The 19,838-nt window shown below is 36.0% G+C and carries 17 protein-coding genes; 12 read left to right on the top strand and 5 right to left on the bottom strand.

All coding sequences use genetic code 11. The features are described 5' to 3' along the window. Window positions 1-9: 9 nt before the first annotated feature. Complete coding sequence (locus JGH11_RS03410) at window positions 10-1,122, top strand: glycoside hydrolase family protein (RefSeq protein WP_201110164.1); 1,113 nt, start codon at window positions 10-12, stop codon at window positions 1,120-1,122. Between the two features lie 73 nt (window positions 1,123-1,195). Then, the gene (locus tag JGH11_RS03405) at window positions 1,196-1,579 is read left to right on the top strand and encodes a 2-amino-4-hydroxy-6-hydroxymethyldihydropteridine diphosphokinase (protein WP_201110163.1); all 384 of its coding nucleotides are present in this window, start codon (window positions 1,196-1,198) and stop codon (window positions 1,577-1,579) included. On the opposite strand, the gene JGH11_RS03400 is transcribed toward JGH11_RS03405, so the two are convergent. The 3 genes from JGH11_RS03400 to JGH11_RS03390 all read right to left on the bottom strand — a co-directional run bounded on the left by JGH11_RS03400 (window position 1,568) and on the right by JGH11_RS03390 (window position 6,092). After that, window positions 1,568-2,425: a beta-1,6-N-acetylglucosaminyltransferase gene (locus tag JGH11_RS03400; RefSeq protein ID WP_201110162.1), complete on the bottom strand. Its 858-nt coding sequence runs from the start codon at window positions 2,423-2,425 to the stop codon at window positions 1,568-1,570. The two genes, JGH11_RS03405 and JGH11_RS03400, sit on opposite strands and share 12 nt — an antisense overlap. A gap of 86 nt (window positions 2,426-2,511) precedes the next feature. Further along, the gene (yidC, locus tag JGH11_RS03395; RefSeq protein ID WP_201110161.1) at window positions 2,512-4,449 is read right to left on the bottom strand and encodes a membrane protein insertase YidC; all 1,938 of its coding nucleotides are present in this window, start codon (window positions 4,447-4,449) and stop codon (window positions 2,512-2,514) included. A gap of 32 nt (window positions 4,450-4,481) precedes the next feature. Beyond that, window positions 4,482-6,092 carry a CTP synthase gene (locus JGH11_RS03390; protein WP_201110160.1) on the bottom strand — a complete coding sequence of 537 codons (1,611 nt, stop codon included), beginning with the start codon at window positions 6,090-6,092 and terminating at the stop codon, window positions 4,482-4,484. Between the two features lie 246 nt (window positions 6,093-6,338). On the opposite strand from JGH11_RS03390, the gene JGH11_RS03385 reads away from it, so the two are divergent. The 4 genes from JGH11_RS03385 to fabG all read left to right on the top strand — a co-directional run bounded on the left by JGH11_RS03385 (window position 6,339) and on the right by fabG (window position 11,619). Continuing rightward, a complete protein-coding gene (locus tag JGH11_RS03385; RefSeq protein ID WP_201110159.1) occupies window positions 6,339-9,140 on the top strand; it encodes a pitrilysin family protein in 2,802 nt (933 codons plus the stop codon). An 85-nt stretch (window positions 9,141-9,225) separates the two neighbouring features. Beyond that, window positions 9,226-10,128, top strand: a complete 903-nt coding sequence (locus tag JGH11_RS03380; RefSeq protein ID WP_370567555.1) for a family 43 glycosylhydrolase — start codon at window positions 9,226-9,228, stop codon at window positions 10,126-10,128. 119 nt (window positions 10,129-10,247) lie between these two features. Then, window positions 10,248-10,838 carry a TetR/AcrR family transcriptional regulator gene (locus JGH11_RS03375; protein ID WP_201110157.1) on the top strand — a complete coding sequence of 197 codons (591 nt, stop codon included), beginning with the start codon at window positions 10,248-10,250 and terminating at the stop codon, window positions 10,836-10,838. Window positions 10,839-10,872: 34 nt separating this feature from the next. After that, entirely contained in the window at window positions 10,873-11,619 is a 747-nt protein-coding gene (gene fabG / locus JGH11_RS03370) for a 3-oxoacyl-[acyl-carrier-protein] reductase (protein WP_201110156.1), read from the top strand. A 55-nt stretch (window positions 11,620-11,674) separates the two neighbouring features. Here fabG and rlmH read toward each other — a convergent pair whose 3' ends face one another. Together rlmH and JGH11_RS03360 are read right to left on the bottom strand one after the other, a co-directional pair. Further along, complete coding sequence (gene rlmH, locus JGH11_RS03365) at window positions 11,675-12,148, bottom strand: 23S rRNA (pseudouridine(1915)-N(3))-methyltransferase RlmH (RefSeq protein ID WP_201110155.1); 474 nt, start codon at window positions 12,146-12,148, stop codon at window positions 11,675-11,677. 107 nt (window positions 12,149-12,255) lie between these two features. Then, window positions 12,256-13,095: a sugar phosphate isomerase/epimerase gene (locus JGH11_RS03360; RefSeq protein ID WP_201110154.1), complete on the bottom strand. Its 840-nt coding sequence runs from the start codon at window positions 13,093-13,095 to the stop codon at window positions 12,256-12,258. A gap of 671 nt (window positions 13,096-13,766) precedes the next feature. On the opposite strand from JGH11_RS03360, the gene JGH11_RS03355 reads away from it, so the two are divergent. From JGH11_RS03355 to JGH11_RS03330, 6 genes are all read left to right on the top strand, one after another. After that, window positions 13,767-14,633, top strand: a complete 867-nt coding sequence (locus JGH11_RS03355) for a nucleoside phosphorylase (protein ID WP_201110153.1) — start codon at window positions 13,767-13,769, stop codon at window positions 14,631-14,633. Beyond that, window positions 14,633-15,289 (top strand): vancomycin high temperature exclusion protein, encoded by a 657-nt coding sequence (locus JGH11_RS03350; RefSeq protein ID WP_201110152.1) that lies wholly within the window; start codon window positions 14,633-14,635, stop codon window positions 15,287-15,289. The genes JGH11_RS03355 and JGH11_RS03350 overlap by 1 nt, the downstream gene beginning before the upstream one ends. 22 nt (window positions 15,290-15,311) lie before the next feature. Further along, window positions 15,312-16,460: a porin gene (locus JGH11_RS03345; RefSeq protein ID WP_201110151.1), complete on the top strand. Its 1,149-nt coding sequence runs from the start codon at window positions 15,312-15,314 to the stop codon at window positions 16,458-16,460. Beyond that, a complete protein-coding gene (locus tag JGH11_RS03340; RefSeq protein WP_255561551.1) occupies window positions 16,460-17,020 on the top strand; it encodes a DUF4269 domain-containing protein in 561 nt (186 codons plus the stop codon). The genes JGH11_RS03345 and JGH11_RS03340 overlap by 1 nt, the downstream gene beginning before the upstream one ends. A gap of 80 nt (window positions 17,021-17,100) precedes the next feature. Further along, window positions 17,101-18,492 (top strand): tRNA uridine-5-carboxymethylaminomethyl(34) synthesis GTPase MnmE, encoded by a 1,392-nt coding sequence (gene mnmE, locus JGH11_RS03335; RefSeq protein ID WP_201110149.1) that lies wholly within the window; start codon window positions 17,101-17,103, stop codon window positions 18,490-18,492. A 195-nt stretch (window positions 18,493-18,687) separates the two neighbouring features. Continuing rightward, entirely contained in the window at window positions 18,688-19,836 is a 1,149-nt protein-coding gene (locus tag JGH11_RS03330; protein WP_201110148.1) for a site-specific integrase, read from the top strand. Window positions 19,837-19,838: the final 2 nt, after the last annotated feature.

The following is a 19,838-nucleotide window of genomic DNA, read 5'->3' as shown; positions in this document are numbered from 1 at the left end:
TCTAATCACATGCCCATATCTCGTCGTATCTTTTTAAAAAAGGCTGCTCTTGGTATTTTCGCAGCAACAGCAGCACCCCAAATTCTATATGCAAAAAACTCAACAGGCTCTTTCATTGACAAATTATTACCAGCACCTATTGGCGGAGGGTTCGAAATGCCCGACTACTGGGTCTGGGGCTCTTCTGTAATCAAGGGAGAGGATGGAAAATATCATATGTTTGCAGATCGCTGGAAGAAAGATATCGGATTTCAGGGATGGGTTACAAATTCACAGGTAGTACATGCCATAGCAGATAAACCTGAAGGTCCTTATCTGTTTTCCGATGTATCACTCCCTATACGCGGGGCCGAGTATTTTGACGGACTGGTCACACACAACCCTAGAGTAATTTATTTCAAAGGGACCTATTATCTATATTATTTTGGCACAACATATGATTTTCCTGTTCCACAAGCAGGAACTGAATGGCAAAATGATTGGTTTGAACGTGCATGGATGAATAAACGTATCGGTGTGGCATGGTCAAAATCGTTATATGGCCCATGGCACAGACCTGAAAGACCTGCAATAGAACCACGCCCAGGCAAATGGGATGCCACGATAACAACAAATCCATCACCTGTAATCAATCCTATCACAGGCAAAATATTATTAATGTACAAATCTTCTCCTGTCAATTCGGCTCCACCACTATTACTTGGCGTTGCTGAAGCCGATCACCCTCTTGGAGAATATAAACGATTATCTGATGAACCTATTTTCAGATTTGATACAGCCGCCAATCAAGACAATGATGTAGAAGATCCATTTGTATGGCATAATGGAGAATTCTATGAATTGATTATGAAAGATCGTTTTGGACATATTTGCGGAGAAGAAGGAGGTGGAATACATGCAACATCAAAAGACGGCATTGATTGGAAATTATCAAATCCTGTAAAAGCATATTCCAGAACTGTAAGATGGAATGATGGTTCCGTAACCCATCAAGCGAATTTCGAGCGGCCGTTTCTGCTAATTGAAAATGGAAAACCAACGCATCTATTCGCTGCCACAGGAGCAGGAAGTTCACCTTGGAACTTTGAGCGAACATGGAACATGGTAATTCCACTTAAATAAGTATATTTTTGTCTTAATTTGCAGTAAATATTCCATCCTGTTTTCAGAAATGAGTGTATATTTGCAAGCAATTATGAACAAAATCTTGCTTAGCATAGGGACAAATGAAAATAGAGAAGCTAGTCTGGTTCTTTGTCACCAACTATTGAATAATCTATTTGAAGAAATACATTATTCTGAGACCTCTATTACCAAACCCTACGGCGTAAAATATCATAATGATTTTCTCAATCAATTGGCTATTGCGTATACCGAACAAGATAAAGAAGATATCCATGCAGCCCTGAAAGAGCTGGAGAAGAAAATGGGACGAAAGGCTTCTGATAAAGAAAGCGGAATAGTCGTTATAGACATAGATATCGTAATATGGAATCAGGAAATTATAAAAGCTACAGATATAGAACGTACTTATATAAAGGACCTATTACCCACATTAGATATTCAACTATTGTCTTAATTCTAAATCTATTCTATTTAAAACAGGAAGACTATTATCATTAAACTTCCTTGCAAAATAAGGAAAACGCTGGCCATATTCATCACTAAATTCGATGTGTGTCCTTAGAAAATCAACATGATTATCTCCTATTGTAGCAGGAGGAACAGGAACCTCCCAATCTGTATATGTAAGGCTTGAAGCTGTATTATTAAGAAATGGTGAATTACCAATAATAGTTTGAAAGAAAGCTTCATCGGGAACAAGTGTATTCCTGAAAAAATTTATATAACGCTTATCCTCATCCACAGTCTTCAAAATATATTGCACACATGCCTGAGTAAGCCCAAACCATTGAGTACCTGCATAGACTTTAAATGGAGCTTGTCTTTTTATTCTTAGTTTCTTTAAGAATACTTCGATCAGAAATTTAGGATTATAAAATTTTACATTACGACGATTATAATCAAAATAGTAATATTCATATCGCTCTACAGGTTTATAAGGTACAGGAACAGGTGCAATATCGATATATTCTTTTCCTCTATTCAACAGGTTCTCAAGAAATACTTTAGAACGTATTGGATAGTCAACTCCGCTTATTAAAATATAATAGTCTGCATCAGGAGATTTATTTATGCCGTATTTCATCAAAACCAAGGTGGCCTCAACCATTGTAAAACCGCCCCAATTGATATCAATTCGTTCGGGTATAACTTCTACGTTATCGTCGTGAGGAGTGTAGATCGTGCTTACTTTCTTATCCAGATGAATATAGAAGCTATTGTCTGAATCATGCAAAGCATTTATCAAACGATCCAAATGCGCTATATTATTATGCGCTAATATCAGATAACATATCTTCATCCTCTAATTTTTGAATTTGTACAAAAATAAACAAAAAAGGCTATTCTTTGATAGAATAACCTTTTTCATATATTTAGAAATCAGATTTATCTTTTCCTCTTTGTACTATTTGTTTTATTTCTCTGGTTCATTTGTTGTTGCTGTAATTTTTGAGCTTCAGCTAAACGAGCCATAAAGCCAGATTTCTTTTTAGGTTTAGCCTTATTAGCTTCCAACTTTGCCAATACTTTGTCTTCATCTATTATATAACGGAATCCGATAGTTAGTAAAATCGTAATCAACAATGACAAGAAATAATAATATGTAAGTCCTGACGGATAATCATTCAACATAAATAGGAAGATCAATGGCATCAGATACATCATCCATTTCATACCCGGCATCTGTTGTTGACCGGTATTGGTCATCTCCATATTGAACTTAGTGTAGATAATATTTGTTATCGTCATCAGTATACAGAATAAACTAATATGTGTACCTATAAGTGGAATATGAGTTTTCCACTCTATTATAGCATCATAATTAGAAAGGTCTGTCGCCCATAGGAAACTTTGCTGACGTAGTTCTATTGCATTAGGGAAGAACGAGAATAAAGCTATCAGAATAGGCATCTGCAACAACATCGGAATACATCCACTCATCGGATTAACCCCGGCTTTACTGTAGAGAGCCATGGTAGCTTGTTGTTTTTCCATAGCTTGCTCCTGTTTCGGAAACTTAGCACTTATCTCTTCTACCTGAGGACGTAGAACACGCATTTTGGCAGATGACATAAACGACTTATACGTCAATGGAGAAATTACAAGTTTAACTATTACTGTCAATAATAATATAATAATACCCATCGACAATCCCGTTCCTTTCAATAAATTGAAAATAGGAATTACAAAATATTGATTAACCCAACGGAATAGAGTCCAACCCAGAGGTACTAGTTTATCCAGATCCAGCTGTTTGTTTGCGTCGCTAATATTATCGTCATAGCTACTTAGTAAAGAAAACGACATCGGTCCAAGATAATAAGTAAATCCGGCATTTATAGAACCTGAACTCGCATCTACCTCCGCCGGTGCATATATCTTCGTATCGAAGGCTTTCAAATATTCACTATTTTCGTCTGTGACAAGCACTTTAGAGTCTAGCAATGCTGTCTCTATTTTATTATCTGCAATAAAGATTGGAGCAAAGAATCGGTTTTTAAATGCTATCCACTTAACGGGTTCTTTCACTTCCAGTTCTTCACTCTTCTCGCTACTCAATTCTTTTACATCACCACCTATATATTTATAGTGAAGATGCGAATATCGTTGCTCATTCTTTACACTTTTCTCCTGACGACGCAATTTTTGCGACCAGTTTAGTTCTATGATGTCTGCTTTATTCCGGTCAAGCATCGGCTCTAAACCCACCAAGCTAACATCATACTTAAGCATATAATCATCTCCCGTCAATTTGTATATAAAATCGACATGCTGATTAGCTGCATAAGAAAAACGCATTATTAAAGAATTATCTGCATCTGACTTAATTGGGGTAAATATCAAGTCTCTTGTGCTAAGAACTTTATTTTGTTTATTCGTAAGTAGTAGTGCAAAATCTGCATCATTATTAAAGAGATACAAAGAATCACCATCGTAGCGAGCATACTCTTTCAGTTGAGCACTCACCATTTTCCCACCTTTGGTAGAGAAAACGATTCTCAACTTACTATTTTCGAGAGTAATGAGTTGTTCAGCTTGCTGTGTAGCAGTTTGCAATGAATCTACTGCTGTAAAAACAGAATCTTTGTTCTCAACAGGAACAGCAAAAAAATCATCGACTGTATTTTCTGTTTTATCAACTGTTGTATCTTTCCGATCGGCAAGTTCTTTTTCTCTTTCAAGAGTTTGCACATATTCTATAGAATCTCTTCTATGTTGCTCTTTTTGTTTAGCAATTTCTTCAGCAGAAGGCTTGCTCAACAAAGTGAAACCGATGATTACGGCAGCGATGAGTACAAACCCGGTAATCGTATTCTTGTCCATCTATAATTTAATAAATTTATATACCTTTCTTATTATTTCTTTTTATTATCTACAACAGCTTTTATAAAACTTAGGAATAACGGATTGGGAGATACTACAGTACTATTGTATTCAGGATGGAATTGTACTCCAAGAAACCATTTCTTGCCCACTATTTCCACTACTTCCACTAATCCCATATCAGGATTGATTCCTGTACACTTCATTCCGTTCTTTTCAAAGTCCTCTCTGTAATCACCATTAAATTCGAAACGATGACGATGACGCTCTTCTATAAGCTTCTTACCATATGCTTTATAAACAAGTGAGCCTTTCTCCAATTCACATTTATAAGCTCCAAGGCGCATTGTTCCTCCCATATTGGTAATATTCTTTTGCTCTTCCATCAGGTCAATAACCTTAAAAGGTGTATGAGGATTCATTTCGGTTGAGTTAGCATCCTCTAGTCCTAATACATTCCTTGCAAACTCGATAACCATACATTGCATACCCAGACAGATACCAAATGTAGGTACATCGTTTTCACGAGCATATTTCAAAGCGACAAGTTTTCCTTCCAAACCACGCTGTCCAAATCCGGGTGCAACAACTATGCCATCCATCGAAGACAATACTTTTTGCACATTCTCATCAGTCAATTTGTCAGATAATATAAAATGAAGATCTAACTTATGCTCATTATATATAGCAGCTTGTAACAATGATTCATTTATTGACTTATATGCATCCGGTAGTTCTACATATTTGCCAACCAAGGCTATACGCACAGTTTCTTTTGCGTGTTTCTTCTTATCCAGAAAATCACGCCATGGTTGCATAGCCGGTTTTTCACCTATTGGCATATCTAGTTTACGAAGTACAATTTCATCCATATTTTGTGCCTGCATATTCAATGGCACTTCGTAGATAGTAGGCACATCGACAGATTGAACAACCGCATCCACCTCTACATTACAGAATAATGCTACCTTCTTTAAAATTTCTTTATTCAAAGGATGCTCTGTGCGCAATACTAACATATCGGGCTGTACTCCTTCTGATTGGAGTTGTTTAACCGAATGCTGAGTCGGTTTTGTTTTTACTTCTTTAGCCGCTGCAATATACGGAACATAAGTAAGATGTACACACAAGCAGTTTTTGCCCAATTCCCAACGTAATTGGCGCACACTTTCTATGAATGGTAAAGATTCAATATCCCCTACTGTTCCACCTATTTCGGTTATTACAAAATCGTAGTTATACTTTGTACCTAACATTTTGATATTACGTTTTATCTCATCCGTAATATGTGGTACAATCTGAACAGTCTTACCCAAATAATCTCCTTTACGTTCTTTATTTATCACATTCTGATAAATACGTCCGGTAGTTATATTGTTGTCCTTATGAGTCGGCTGATTAAGAAAACGCTCGTAATGCCCTAAATCCAAATCGGCCTCATGTCCGTCGACTGTCACATAGCACTCACCATGTTCATATGGGTTTAATGTTCCGGGATCAATATTGATATATGGGTCCAGTTTCTGAATTGTCACTTTATAACCTCTTGCCTGTAGCAGTTTACCCAATGAAGAGGCTACAATCCCTTTCCCTAAAGAGGATATAACACCTCCTGTTACAAATATATACTTCGTATTAGCCACGACTTTTTGTTTTATTTTTTTTAAGACTCCAAAAAGAAAGGACAAAAGTACAAAAAATATTTATGTTTTACACTTTGTATCACGCCCTACTTGGGTTAAAATCTCTTTATTATTTATCTTTTTTTAATTGACAATCAAGAAGTCTTATTAAATTGAAGTTATAGAGAAATTCTTCCTCTTTTCATCTTATTTATTTTAACTTAAAAGTTATATTTGTAAAATCGACAACTAAAAATCGAATGCCCTATGAGAAAAATCACTATCCTTTTAGTGCTCTTCGTCATTACATCTGTGGCAAAGACACAAAATTTACCATTCGACCCTCAAATCAGACAGGGAAAACTAGACAATGGACTCACTTACTTTATCCGGCATAATAATTATCCGGAAAACCGAGCTGCATATTACTTGGTACAAAAAGTAGGATCTATACAGGAAGATGATAACCAGGCTGGATTAGCTCACTTCCTTGAACATATGGCTTTTGGGTCTACAAAGAATTTCCCTCAAAATCTTGTTGGATCATTGGAAAAGTATGGCGCTAAGATAGGCGAGAATATTAACGCATACACATCTTTTGACCAAACCGTCTATTTTCTTGACGGTATGCCAACTGACAATAAAAATCTGATCGATTCCTGCCTACTTGTGCTGCACGACTGGTCGGGATTCATCACTCTCAAGGACGATGCAATAGACAAAGAACGTAAGGTTATAAAAGAGGAATGGCGTAGTAGAACAGGAGCCTATTCTCGCATATGGGATAAACAACTCCCTATAATTTTCAAAGGGAGTAAGTATGCCGACCGTATGCCAATCGGTAAGATGGACATAATAGAAAACTTTAAATATCAAGAACTGAACGACTACTACAAAAAATGGTACAGACCTGATTTGCAAGGGATAATCGTAGTAGGAAATGTAGATGTAGACCATGTAGAAAAACAGCTAAAAACAATTTTCACAGACATACCCAAACCCGTAAATCCTGCGGAAAGAGTTTACTACCCCGTTTCGGACAACACATCCCCCATTATATCTGTAGTAACAGACCCGGAAGCTACATCGACAAATATCAGTCTTTATATAAAACATGATACAGAACCTGAGAATCAACGCAACACAAAAGAATGGCTCATTCAGGAACATATAAGAAATATGGTATCTCAAATGTTATCTGCACGACTAAACGAAATATCCCAACGCCCGGATGCACCTTTTAGTTCTGCATATAGTTATTATGGAAACTACTTTGTAGCCGTCACTAAAAAAGCTTGGACCAGTTCAGCTTCCGTAAAAGAAGGCAAGGTCAATGAAGCCTTGACAATATTAATCCAAGAGAACGAAAGGGCAAAACAGTATGGGTTTACTGAAGGAGAAATAGAAAGAGCCAAAGCAAATCTATTGCAACGTTATGAGAATTCCTATAACAATCGCGACAAGCAAAGCAATGGAGAAATTATCAATGTTATCCTTCATAATTTTCTAATAAGCGGACCTATCACAGGCATCGAGTACGAGTATAAAATGCTGAAAGAAATTTTACCTACACTAAAACAGGAGGCTTTCAACAGTTTCATAAAAAAAGCTATTACTGACAACAATGTTGTATTGACGGTATCCGGACCCGAAAAGGAGGGATTAAAATATCCTAGCGAAACAGATTTGATAAATTTAATGGCTAAGGTTAAGAATCAGCCATTAGAGGCTTATGTGGAAACCTTGTCTAAAGAACCTTTGATTAGCAATCTTCCACAACCCGGCAAAGTGGTAGACACAAAACGAAATGGGCTTTATGATGAAACAGAGTGGACTCTGTCGAACGGAATAAAAGTAATCCTCAAAAAAACTACTTTCCACAACGACCAGATAGTAATGTCAGCATTAGCTAAAGGTGGATCATCCATTTTTTCGGACGAAGAAATTCTTAATGCCAGTTTCATAAATGCAGTTTCTCAGATTGGTGGCGTAGGTAATTTCAGCACAACAGACTTGCCTAAGATACTGGCCGGAAAATCAGTGAGTGTATGGCCTTCAGTTTCAGATTACACTCAAGCTGTTAAAGGAAACTCTACAATTAAGGACTTTGAGACTATGCTTCAGTTGACATACCTCTATCTTACTTCGCCACGAAAAGACGAAGATGCATTTAAGGCATTCGTAGAAAACAGGAAAAACAGCATGTTGAACAATGCAAAGAACCCTTCATATATTTTTAGTGACTCAATAAATAAAACACTATACGGAAACCAACCACGAGCAAGAAAAATAGAAGTAGCAGACATAGATAAGCTCGACTACGACCGTATGATCAGTATGTATAAGGAATGTTTTGCTAATCCGGGGTCATTCATATTTACATTTGTAGGCACATTAGATGAAGAAATCATAAAGCCTTTGATAGAAAAATATCTGGGATGTCTGCCTTCTGGTAATCTTATGGCGACATACAAAGAAATAAACAAGAAAATACGCAAAGGAGTGATTAAAAACAATTTCACACAAGCAATGGAGACCCCGAAAGCCACATCTTTCATATACTATACAGCTTTATTAGATTTGGATTTCAAAGCTAATATTGCACCTGCATTTAAAAGAGATGTACTGAACGGAATACTGGATCAGATATTTTTCCGTACACTGCGAGGGGATGAAGGCGGGACTTATGGAGCTAGTGCCAATTTTGGATTCGATCATATTCCTAGTGGAGAGTCTAGATTACAAATTTATTTTAACACTGATCCAAAACGCGTTAACGACATGAATGCAGTTGTATATCGTGAAATCAAAGAGCTCGCTGATAATGGCCCTAGGAAAGATGAATTTGATAAAGCAATTGAAAATGTAATTAAGAAGCGAACAGAATATCTAAAGATGAATGGATATTGGTCTGCAACAACAGAAATAATACATTTTTACGGAGAAGATGAAAATACCGATTACATCAATCGCATCAGAAGTATTACTCCTGCCGATATCCAACAATTAGTAAAAGATATTATTTCGCAAGGCAATCTCATAGAGGTCGTAATGACTCCGAAAGAATAAAACAACAATGAAGTTACAAATATTAAATTTCTCTTTCATCTGCTTAGTTTGTTTTTTTTGTAGTAATTTATTTGCACAAAAACGAATGATGTTTGGCGATACAACTCGCATAGGAATTCCTTTTTCGAAAGATCCGCATGTCGTAAAGTTCAAAAATGATTATATCATGTATTATTCAATACCTCCACGAAAAGACGATGTCAATAGTGGATGGAATATAGGAATTGCCAAAAGTAAGAACTTGACCGATTGGAAAACCATTGGAGAAATAACACCACAGGCTGACTACGAAGCAAAGGGGCTATGCGCCCCTGGTGCTTTGGTCAGAAATGACACAATTCATCTTTTTTACCAAACCTATGGCAATGGAGCAAAAGACGCTATCTGTCATGCCTTTTCTACAGATGGGGTTAACTTTACCCGCAACAACACGAATCCGATATTCTCTCCCTCAGGAGATTGGAATTGTGGAAGAGCTATAGATGCTGAAGTAATCTTATTCAATAATAAATACTTTTTATACTTTGCATCACGTACCCCGGACTATCAAATACAAATACAGGGTGTAGCTACTGCTCCTACCGGCACTCAATTCGACAAGGAAGATTGGACTCAAGCATGCGACAAAGCTATATTGGAACCAAAATACCCTTGGGAAGGCAAATGTGTTGAGGGGGCTTCTGTCATACAAGTCGGTAATGAATTGGTAATGTTTTATGCAGGGGCATATAACAACGACCCTCAACAAATAGGCGTGGCCAAAAGCAAAGATGGAATCAATTGGGAAAAATTATCCAACAAACCATTTCTGACCAATGGAGACAAAGGTAGTTGGAATTATTGTGAATCGGGTCATCCTCATATTTTTAGAGACCCTGATACAAAAAGAACATACTTATTTTATCAGGGAAATAACGATTATGGCAAAACATGGTTATTATCTCAAAAAGAGGTCTTTTGGAAAGATGGAGAGCCTTATTTTAAATAATAGATAAGAAATAATCAAATTCTGTTCAAAAACATAAAATCACATAATTTCTTATATAATCAATATTTTTATACTAAATTTGCACACTTAGAATATTTGTGTGCATTTTTATTTAATGTATGACTATTAACAAAACCCGAAATATTTTAATTGACGTAGCACGCCAACTGTTTGCAAGACTGGGCGTGGACAATACAACCATGAACGATATTGCGGTAGCTTCTCATAAGGGCCGACGTACATTATATACATACTTTAACAATAAGAATGAAGTCTATCAGGCTGTATTGGAAACAGAGCTAGACCAGATGTATCATGCCTTGCAATCTGTCGCAAGTAAAAAGCTTCCTGCCGATGAAAAGTTACTCTTATTTTTCTATACAAGGTTTGATGCAATCAAAAATGTTGTTGCCAGAAATGGTACATTAAAAGCTGATTTCTTTCGCGATATATGGCGTGTACAGAATGTTAGAAAATCATTCGACCGGAAAGAAATACAGGTACTAAAAGACATATTAACAAAAGGTGTTGAAGAAGGAACATTTGAGATGCCTGATACCCAGGCCACCGCAGAAATTCTTCATCATGCGCTAAAAGGGTTGGAGGTCCCATATATTAGAGGACAAATACGCGCAGAGAGCCTACAAACCGAATCTCAACGCGAGAATATCGCTTACCTTATATTTGAAGGAATCAAAACGAAAAAATAATTGTCAACTAAATTATATTTTAATTTATAAAATTATGAAATTATTAGAAGGTAAAACTGCTGTCATCACAGGTGCAGCCCGTGGTATTGGTAAAGCCATTGCCATAAAATATGCAGAGCAAGGAGCGAATATCGCGTTCACAGATTTAGCTATCGATGATAACGCAAAAGCCACAGAAGCCGAGATAGCTAAATTTGGAGTAAAAGCTAAAGGATACGCATCGAATGCTGCAAACTTTGATGATACACATAAGGTAGTGGAAGAAATAGTAAAAGATTTTGGAAGAATAGATATTCTTGTAAACAATGCCGGTATCACCCGCGACGGTCTTATGATGCGCATGAGCGAACAGCAATGGGATATGGTTATAAACATCAATCTAAAATCTGCATTTAACTTTATCCATGCCATCACTCCTATCATGATGAAACAAAAAGGAGGAAGCATTATTAACATGAGCTCTGTTGTAGGACTTTCAGGCAATGCAGGACAGACAAACTATTCTGCATCTAAAGCCGGTATGATTGGTTTAGCAAAATCGATCGCTAAAGAAGTTGGTTCAAGAGGTATACGTGCCAACTGTATTTGTCCGGGATTTATCATAACTGAGATGACAGGCGTACTTTCTGATGAAGTGAAACAAAAATGGGCAGAACAAATCCCATTACGTCGCGGAGGAACTCCTGAGGATGTAGCTAATGTAGCAGTATTCCTTGGCTCTGACCTATCTTCATACGTATCGGGACAAGCAATCCCTGTTTGTGGTGGTATGAATATGTAAGAAATATTTCAAATAATAAGAGACGGTTTCAGATTTTGATTCTGAAACCGTTTTTTTATTCATGATGATAAGGCTCATTATTTAATATTGTCATTGCCCTGTATAATTGTTCTACAAATATTAATCGAACCATTTGATGAGAAAAAGTCATTCGCGAAAGAGTAATCTTCTCATTAGCCTTTTCATATATCGCCTGAGAAAACCCATAAGGGCCTCCGATAAGAAAGACAAGCCTTTTTGAAACTGTATGCGCTTTTTTTTCTATATAGGAAGCAAATTGAAGAGAGGTGTATTCTTTCCCTTTATCATCTAACAAAACCAAATAATCTCCTGCTTGCAAACTTTTTATTATCAATTCTCCCTCCTTCTCTTTCTGCTGATCTGCGGTCAGACTTTTAGTATTCTTTATATCAGGAATAATCTGTATTTCGAATGGAATATAATGCTCTAAACGTTTTTGATATTCATTTACAGCATCAATAAAATAACCGGCATCGGTTTTCCCTATGGCGAGAAGAATAATTTTCATCAGAATATTTTTTAAATTGCAAAAATAACTATTTTTCTCCGCTTTTACAGAAAAACAAATGGGTGACTATTACACCACCCATCTTACTATCCATAGTTACATTTATATTATTTTGTCGCATCTATTACTCCTCTAAAATAGCCAATAGACTCTGCTATACCGGCCAAAGGAGCTTTCATATTACGTTCATATTCCAAACTACAAGCTCCAGAATATTTAACCTTACGAAGCATCTTCACGAAAGCAGGAATATCTATTATTCCCCGACCAATCTCACCTGTTTTGCCTTCTTTGGTTGCTGCTGTAGTATTTTTCATATGAATATCAAATACTCGGTCTTTGTATTTTTTCAAATCGGCTATCGGATCCTGCCCATCACGAGCGTCATGACCAATATCCAGACACATACCAATACGAGGGTCTAAGTTTTTTACATTTTCGTATATATCAGTTGCATTAGGATATAATTTTATGTCCGGCCCGTGCAAATGAATAGCATATTTAAAATCATATTCTTTTACTTTTTGGTCTACATAAGGCAAAACCTCATGGTTGGGTACACCAACAATTAATTTAACACCTACTCTTTTAGCATATTCGAACGCACGATCCACCTCTTCATTCGTTTTCATATAAATAGGACCGACAGCATATCCAGTTACATTATGAGCCTTAAGTTTTGCATGAAACGCAGCAATTTGTTCATCAGTACTATTAAGTGGCAAATGAAAATCTTTGATACATAAGTAATGTACATCTACTTCCTGCATCATCTTTAAAGTCTCGTCCAAATTAAAGTTCACAAAGGTATATCCGGCAATTGCAACCTTGAACAGTTCGCCATCATCTCCTCCAATTTTGTCTGGCTCTTTTGCACAAAGAGTCCCCGCCAGGAATAATGTGTGCGCACACATAAATAGAAGTAACAACTGTATTTTTTTCTTCATAGATTAATAATATTTAAAGATTAGTGATATTTATGGGTAAAAAACAGTACACAAATATATAAAATAAAAAGAAAAGATTCCGGAAACACAAAAGATTTTGTATTAAATCAATCATTTTCAATAAATCCAGATCTTTACGAAAAGGCATACGATCCCGAAAGAGACTAATTGTACCCACTCCTTTTCTTCAGAATCTCTTCAGAATTATATCTTATCTTTGTATCACACAAATTTCACAAATGCTGCAAAAAATGATAATGTAAAAATGTTGCTAATTCAATGCTATGCTTAAAATCTGATATAATACAGACAATCAACAATAAAGAAGAATAAGCCTAACTTATGACCATAGTGGTTATAGAAAAGGATATTAAAGAAATATAGAGACTTTAAAAGAACAACTATTATTATAAATTATGTATAAAAAGAGCCAAGATAGGGCATAATTACAGAAATTTGATATACACATCAAAAAGAGAATCCTTAAGATATTAAAAAAAGCTCATTACTCCACTCTCTTAGCGAAGAGAGGAAAACGCCCAAACGTAGTTTTGCGACTTTCGTTTGGGTGTTTTTTATAATCTATACCTATTTCAGACCTTTAACGACATGACAACTAAAAGATATCTCATTTTCCGTTATCTTTGTATTTCGATATAAACAAACAAATTATGAGAATAATTTCTGATTCAGAATTAATTATAAATACTGATGGTAGCGTTTTTCACCTACATATAAAACCGGAACAACTTTCCGACAAAATTATCATGATGGGTGATCCTGACAGGGTCTCGCTCACAGCCTCATTTTTCGACAGCATCGAATGTAATACACAAAGCCGTGAATTCCATACTATAACCGGAACATATAAAGGTAAACGTATTACAGCACTATCGCATGGCATAGGTCCTGATAATATTGACATTGTTATTACAGAATTGGATGCTCTTGCCAATGTAGATTTTGAAACACGCGAAGTGAGAAAAGATTTCAAACAGCTTACAATGGTTCGAGTAGGAACATCGGGAGGGTTACAACCGTATTGCCCCATAGGCTCTTATGTGGTAGCCGAAAAGTCTATTGGTTTCGATGGCGTATTAAATTATTATGAAGATCGTAACAAGATTACTCTAAACGATTTTGAGACAGCCTTCAAACAACATGTCAATTGGAATCCTCTACATTGTTCTCCATACGTTGTAAAAGCTGATGAGGAACTAGTAGAGCGGATAGGCCATGATATGATAAAGGGTGTGACTATTTCTGCGATAGGGTTTTATGGTCCGCAAGGGCGCTATGTACGCATGCCGTTGGCCAATCCTGATCTAAATAGCAAAATAGAGACCTTTAAGTATGAGGAAGACATGATTACTAATTACGAGATGGAAAGCGCACCACTTGCCGGACTTGGCAGATTGATGGGACATAAAGCTATGACTGTTTGCACTATTATAGCGAATCGTCTCGCAGGTGAATCCAATTCAAATTATAAAGGTTCGATAGAGGATCTTATTAAAAAAGTTTTAGACCGTATCTAATGAAAGTCCGAACGAAAAAAATATTAAGACGCTTTTCTTTATTTATTACTATTCCTCTTCTAATTATAGGATTAATTATTCTTTTTGCAAACTGGAAAATACCACATGACACTCAAGAATATTTATATAGTAATACAGATAGTATTGCTGTTCAGAAAGCAGCATTAGTATTGGGTGCTGCAAGGTATATAGGCAGTAGGGAAAATCCGTATTTCACGTACCGCATACAAGCTGCTACCGAGCTATACAAGGCAGGCAAAGCCAAAGCTTTTGTGGTTAGTGGAGATAATCGCACGCACGACTATAATGAAGCTGAAGATATGCGCAATGCTCTGATCGAAGCAGGTGTACCGGATAGCATTATTTACTGCGACTTCGCCGGACTTAGAACTTTAGATTCTATTGTCAGGATGAATAAAATATTCGGACAAGAATCATTCATTGTAGTTTCACAAAAATTCCATAACGAAAGAGCTGTCTTTCTCGCTCAATATTTTGGCTTGACCGCCTACGGTTACAATGCTAAAGATTTGGCACTTAATCGTTTTTCCTATCGTACTAAAATGAGAGAAATACTCGCACGGGTAAAAGTATTTGTTGATATAATAACCAATAAGCAGCCTCGCCATCTGGGCGAAGAAATATATATTAATTAAAAAAAAATCATTTGATAAGTTTATGAAAAAACTGTTATCCATAGTTTTACTGTATATACTATGTTCTGTTAGTTATGCACAAGACTCGAACAATGAGTTATTAAAAAAACTAGTAGAAAAAAAAATTCTCACTCAGACTGAAGCAGATTCCCTATATCAACCAGCACTCCCAAAAATGGAAAAGAGTTCTTTTCTTCAATCTGTAGAGAAAATTAGAGAAGGATTCAATACTCCATATATGCAATTTGGAGGATACGGCTTGATGTTATATAAATACAATGACGTAAGCACAATTAAACATAATCTTGACGCCAGAGCCGCATTTCTTCATATGCAAGGACATTTTTTTAAAGATCTCAAATATTTTGTGATGATGGAATTTGTTAATCCAACATTAACAGAATTTTATGTAGACTGGGCCCCTTCTAATAAATTTAATTTGAGAGTAGGCCAGGCTAAAACTCCTTTTTCCCTAGAAAATCAGTTATCGCTTACAGTACTTGAATCGGTGGCTTATAGTCGTTCTGTTTCCGCTCTAACCGGCATGGGAGATGATGTATTAAAATTACAGAATGGCAAAAACAATTTCGGCAGGGATATGGGAATACAAGCATATGGTAGCTTCTTAAGTACCTCAACGCACGACATTCTTCAATATGGAATAGGCATATATCAAGGAACCGGATTAGTAACTAGTGAAACTAATAATTCGAAAGATTTCACAGCCAATATTATGATACAACCTTTAAAAGGTTTTCGTTTTGGTGGGGGATGTTATTTTGGTGAGGCTGTATATACAACGGCTAATGAAAATATAAAAACCAATCATGTTCGCAATCGTTGGATAGTCAGTTCTGACTACAGGAAAGATAGACTTTATGCCCGTGCTGAATGGATAAAGGCCAATGATGGAGGCATCACGAAAGAAGGTATACACGGAATGGGACAATGGTACTTCATACCACAGAAACTGAATGGGTTTGCGAAAATAGACTACTTTAATCAGAATAAAGATATGAGCAGCGAAGTTCTGGATTATACATTGGGCGTCAATTATTATTTCTTCAAATCGTGCCGTTTCCAGTTGAATTATACTTATTCTGATTACTCCAATAAATGGAAAGCTCCTGACTCTAATACTGTTTTAGGACAAATGCAGATCGTATTCTAATGCAAGATTGGCTAAATATAGAATACTTAAGATTAGGAAACGATAGACAAAAAACATCCTATAAATTATTAAAGGAGACTAATATTATGTCTATATTATGCCCATTCGACCCAATATTAGTAGGTACCATCCCTATCGGAATAGATATCCCCGGAAGTGACTTGGATATTATTTGCCATACTAATGATACAAATATATTTAGGGGAGTTGTCTTGCAATATTTTTCAGAATACAAGTCCTTCTCCGATTATATGAATGATGATCTGTATGTCGCAAATTTTGAATATAAAGACATCCCATTCGAAATATATGCTACGAATATAGCTACAACATCTCAATATGGCTATAGACACATGATTATTGAACACCGTATACTAGAATTAAGTAATGCCGGCTTTAGAGAAGACATCCTCCACCTTAAAAAATCAGGATACAAAACTGAGCCGGCCTTTGGCTATTTATTAAATATGAAATCACCCTATTCCGATTTGATTAGCCTGGAAAAGCTACCGGATAAAGACCTGCTATTTTTTATAAAGAGTAGGCTAAAGAAGGAATAACATTAAGGACTATTGTTTTTCATTTCCTCATGTAATAAAAACACTGTAACTTTGGGATAGTTACCCTAAAAAGTTTCAACATGCATCAAAACAATATCATTACTGCCATATCAACACCTGCCGGCATTGGAGGCATTGCTATTATACGTCTTTCAGGAAAAGGTTGTATTGAACTTACTCACACGGTTTTTAGGCCACAAGGAAATAAAAAACTTATCGATCAGAAAGCAAATACAGTCCACTTCGGAAGCATCATCAAAGATGAGAGCGTATTAGATGAGGTATTGGTTAGTATTTTTAAAGCGCCGCATTCTTTTACAGGTGAAGATGTTATAGAAATATCATGCCATGGCTCTGTATATATCCAACAAAATATATTACAACTATTAATATCAAAAGGTGCATCTCTTGCTCAGCCTGGCGAATTTACACAACGCGCCTTTTTGAATGGGAAGATGGATCTTTCTCAAGCAGAATCTGTTGCAGATTTGATAGCTTCTACGTCCGCAGCTACACATCGCTTAGCCATGAATCAGATGCGTGGAGGATTCAGCAATAAATTGATAGAACTTCGAACCGAGTTGTTAAATTTCGTCTCTCTAATTGAACTGGAGCTTGATTTTTCGGAAGAAGATGTTGAATTCGCTAATCGAGATAAATTGAAAGAAGCAGCTTTGGATATAGAACATCATATTCAGAAATTAGCTGATTCATTTAGTATCGGTAATGCAGTAAAGGCCGGAATACCTGTTGCTATAATAGGAGAAACAAATGCCGGAAAATCAACTTTACTTAATTTATTGTTGCATGAAGAAAAAGCTATCGTTTCCGATATACATGGAACAACTCGCGATGTTATAGAAGATACGATTAACATACAAGGACTAACTTTCCGACTAATAGATACCGCCGGAATACGTGATACTACAGACGAGATAGAAAGTATTGGAATAGAACGTACCTTCAAGAAAATAGAACAGGCAAGTATCGTCCTTTGGATTGCTGATGCAAGTACTTCAGATGAGCACATGAAGGATCTGGCTGCAAAAATATTACCTATGGTTGAAGACAAAAAGTTAATTCTTGTTTTCAACAAAGTGGATACTGTTTCATCTGAGCGAAAAGTAAATAAAGAAAACCTATTGGTAGAAGAAATTCCAGAACGTATTTTCATTTCGGCAAAATATGAACAGGGAACAAGCGATCTCGAAAACATGCTAATTCAATCGGCAAATATTCCCAAAATCGGAGAACAAGATATCATTGTAACCAATATGCGCCACTATGAAGCATTAGAAAAAGCTCTAACTGCAATTCGACGAGTATCTGATGGCCTTGATCTACATATATCCGGAGATTTCCTCTCTCAAGATATTAGAGAATGCATGTATTATCTAGGTGAAATAACAGGACAAATATCAACAGATGATATATTGGGCAATATATTTAGTAAGTTTTGTATCGGAAAATAGACCAAGAAAACAAAGGAAGACAAAAGGCTAACAAAAGCAAATACCTTATTATATATCAACGGATTATATTTTTATAATCCGTTTTTGGTTTCCGATAATATTACTATATTTGTCCATCTCTTCCACCAAAAGTCCACCTTCAAAATAAAAAGGTGGACTAAAGGTGGACTAAAGTATACCTCAAATAACACAACTATGGTAATAACTCTAAAACGAAAAAAACTAGTATCGGGCAAATATTCTCTTTTCATAGAATATTACAAAGGAAAAATGCAAACAGTTGAAGGGAAGTCTAAACACATCCGAGATTTTGAATACCTAAAGAAGTACCTACACGATAATCCGACTACAGCTAAAGAGAAGAGGGAGAACAAGGAAGCTCTTACTTTTGCCGAAAATGTATTAGCAATTAGAAAAGCAGAGTATGCACAAGGTAAATATGGCATTAAAGATCATTCAAAAGGCAATTTGCTATTCTTAGATTACTTCAATGAAAAGAAAGAAGAACGATACAACGAAACAGGCAACTTTGATAATTGGAACGCTGCACAAATCCATTTAGAAGCTTATTGTCCTTCTAATCTTACATCCTCGCAAGTTGATATTGATTTCGTAAAAGGATTTAAGAAGTATCTTGACACAAAAGCCAGAACTAAGAGCAATACACCACTTAGTCAAAATACAAAATATACTTATTACAATAAATTCAAAGCATGTATTAATGCTGCTTTTGAAGATGGATATATTACACAAAATCCAATTAAGAAGGTAAAGAGCTTTGAGATGGGCGAGAGCCAAAGAGAGTATTTAACTTATGATGAATTACAAGCTTTAGCGAATACAGAATGTAAATACCCAATTCTAAAATCAGCCTTTATCTTTTCGTGCTTAACGGGTATCCGTTGGAGTGATATAGACAAAATGATATGGTCGGAGGTTAGAGAAGAAAAAGATGATGAAGGTAGAATCTATCATAGAATCATTTTTAGACAGAAGAAAACAGATGGGTTAGAATATCTCGATATATCAGACCAGGCACGCTCTTTACTTGGTGAAAGGAGGAATGAGAGTGATAGAGTATTTTATCGCTTAAAGTATGGACAGACCTACAATGCTGAAATTATAAATTGGTGTAATCGTGCAGGAATTACCAAACATATCACTTTCCATTCAGCCAGACATACCCATGCCGTCCTATTGCTAGAAAACAACGCTGATATTTACACTGTTTCTAAGCGTTTAGGACATCGGGAACTAAGAACGACAGAAATATATGCTAAAATCATTGATAAGAAAATGAGAGAAGCAGCGAGTATCATACCGGAATTGAAGATAGAATTATAGTT

Origin of the sequence: Dysgonomonas sp. Marseille-P4677 (assembly GCF_016652235.1) — a bacterium.
In the GTDB taxonomy this organism is placed as follows: domain Bacteria; phylum Bacteroidota; class Bacteroidia; order Bacteroidales; family Dysgonomonadaceae; genus Dysgonomonas.
This window is presented reverse-complemented; position numbering and strand designations above follow the sequence as displayed.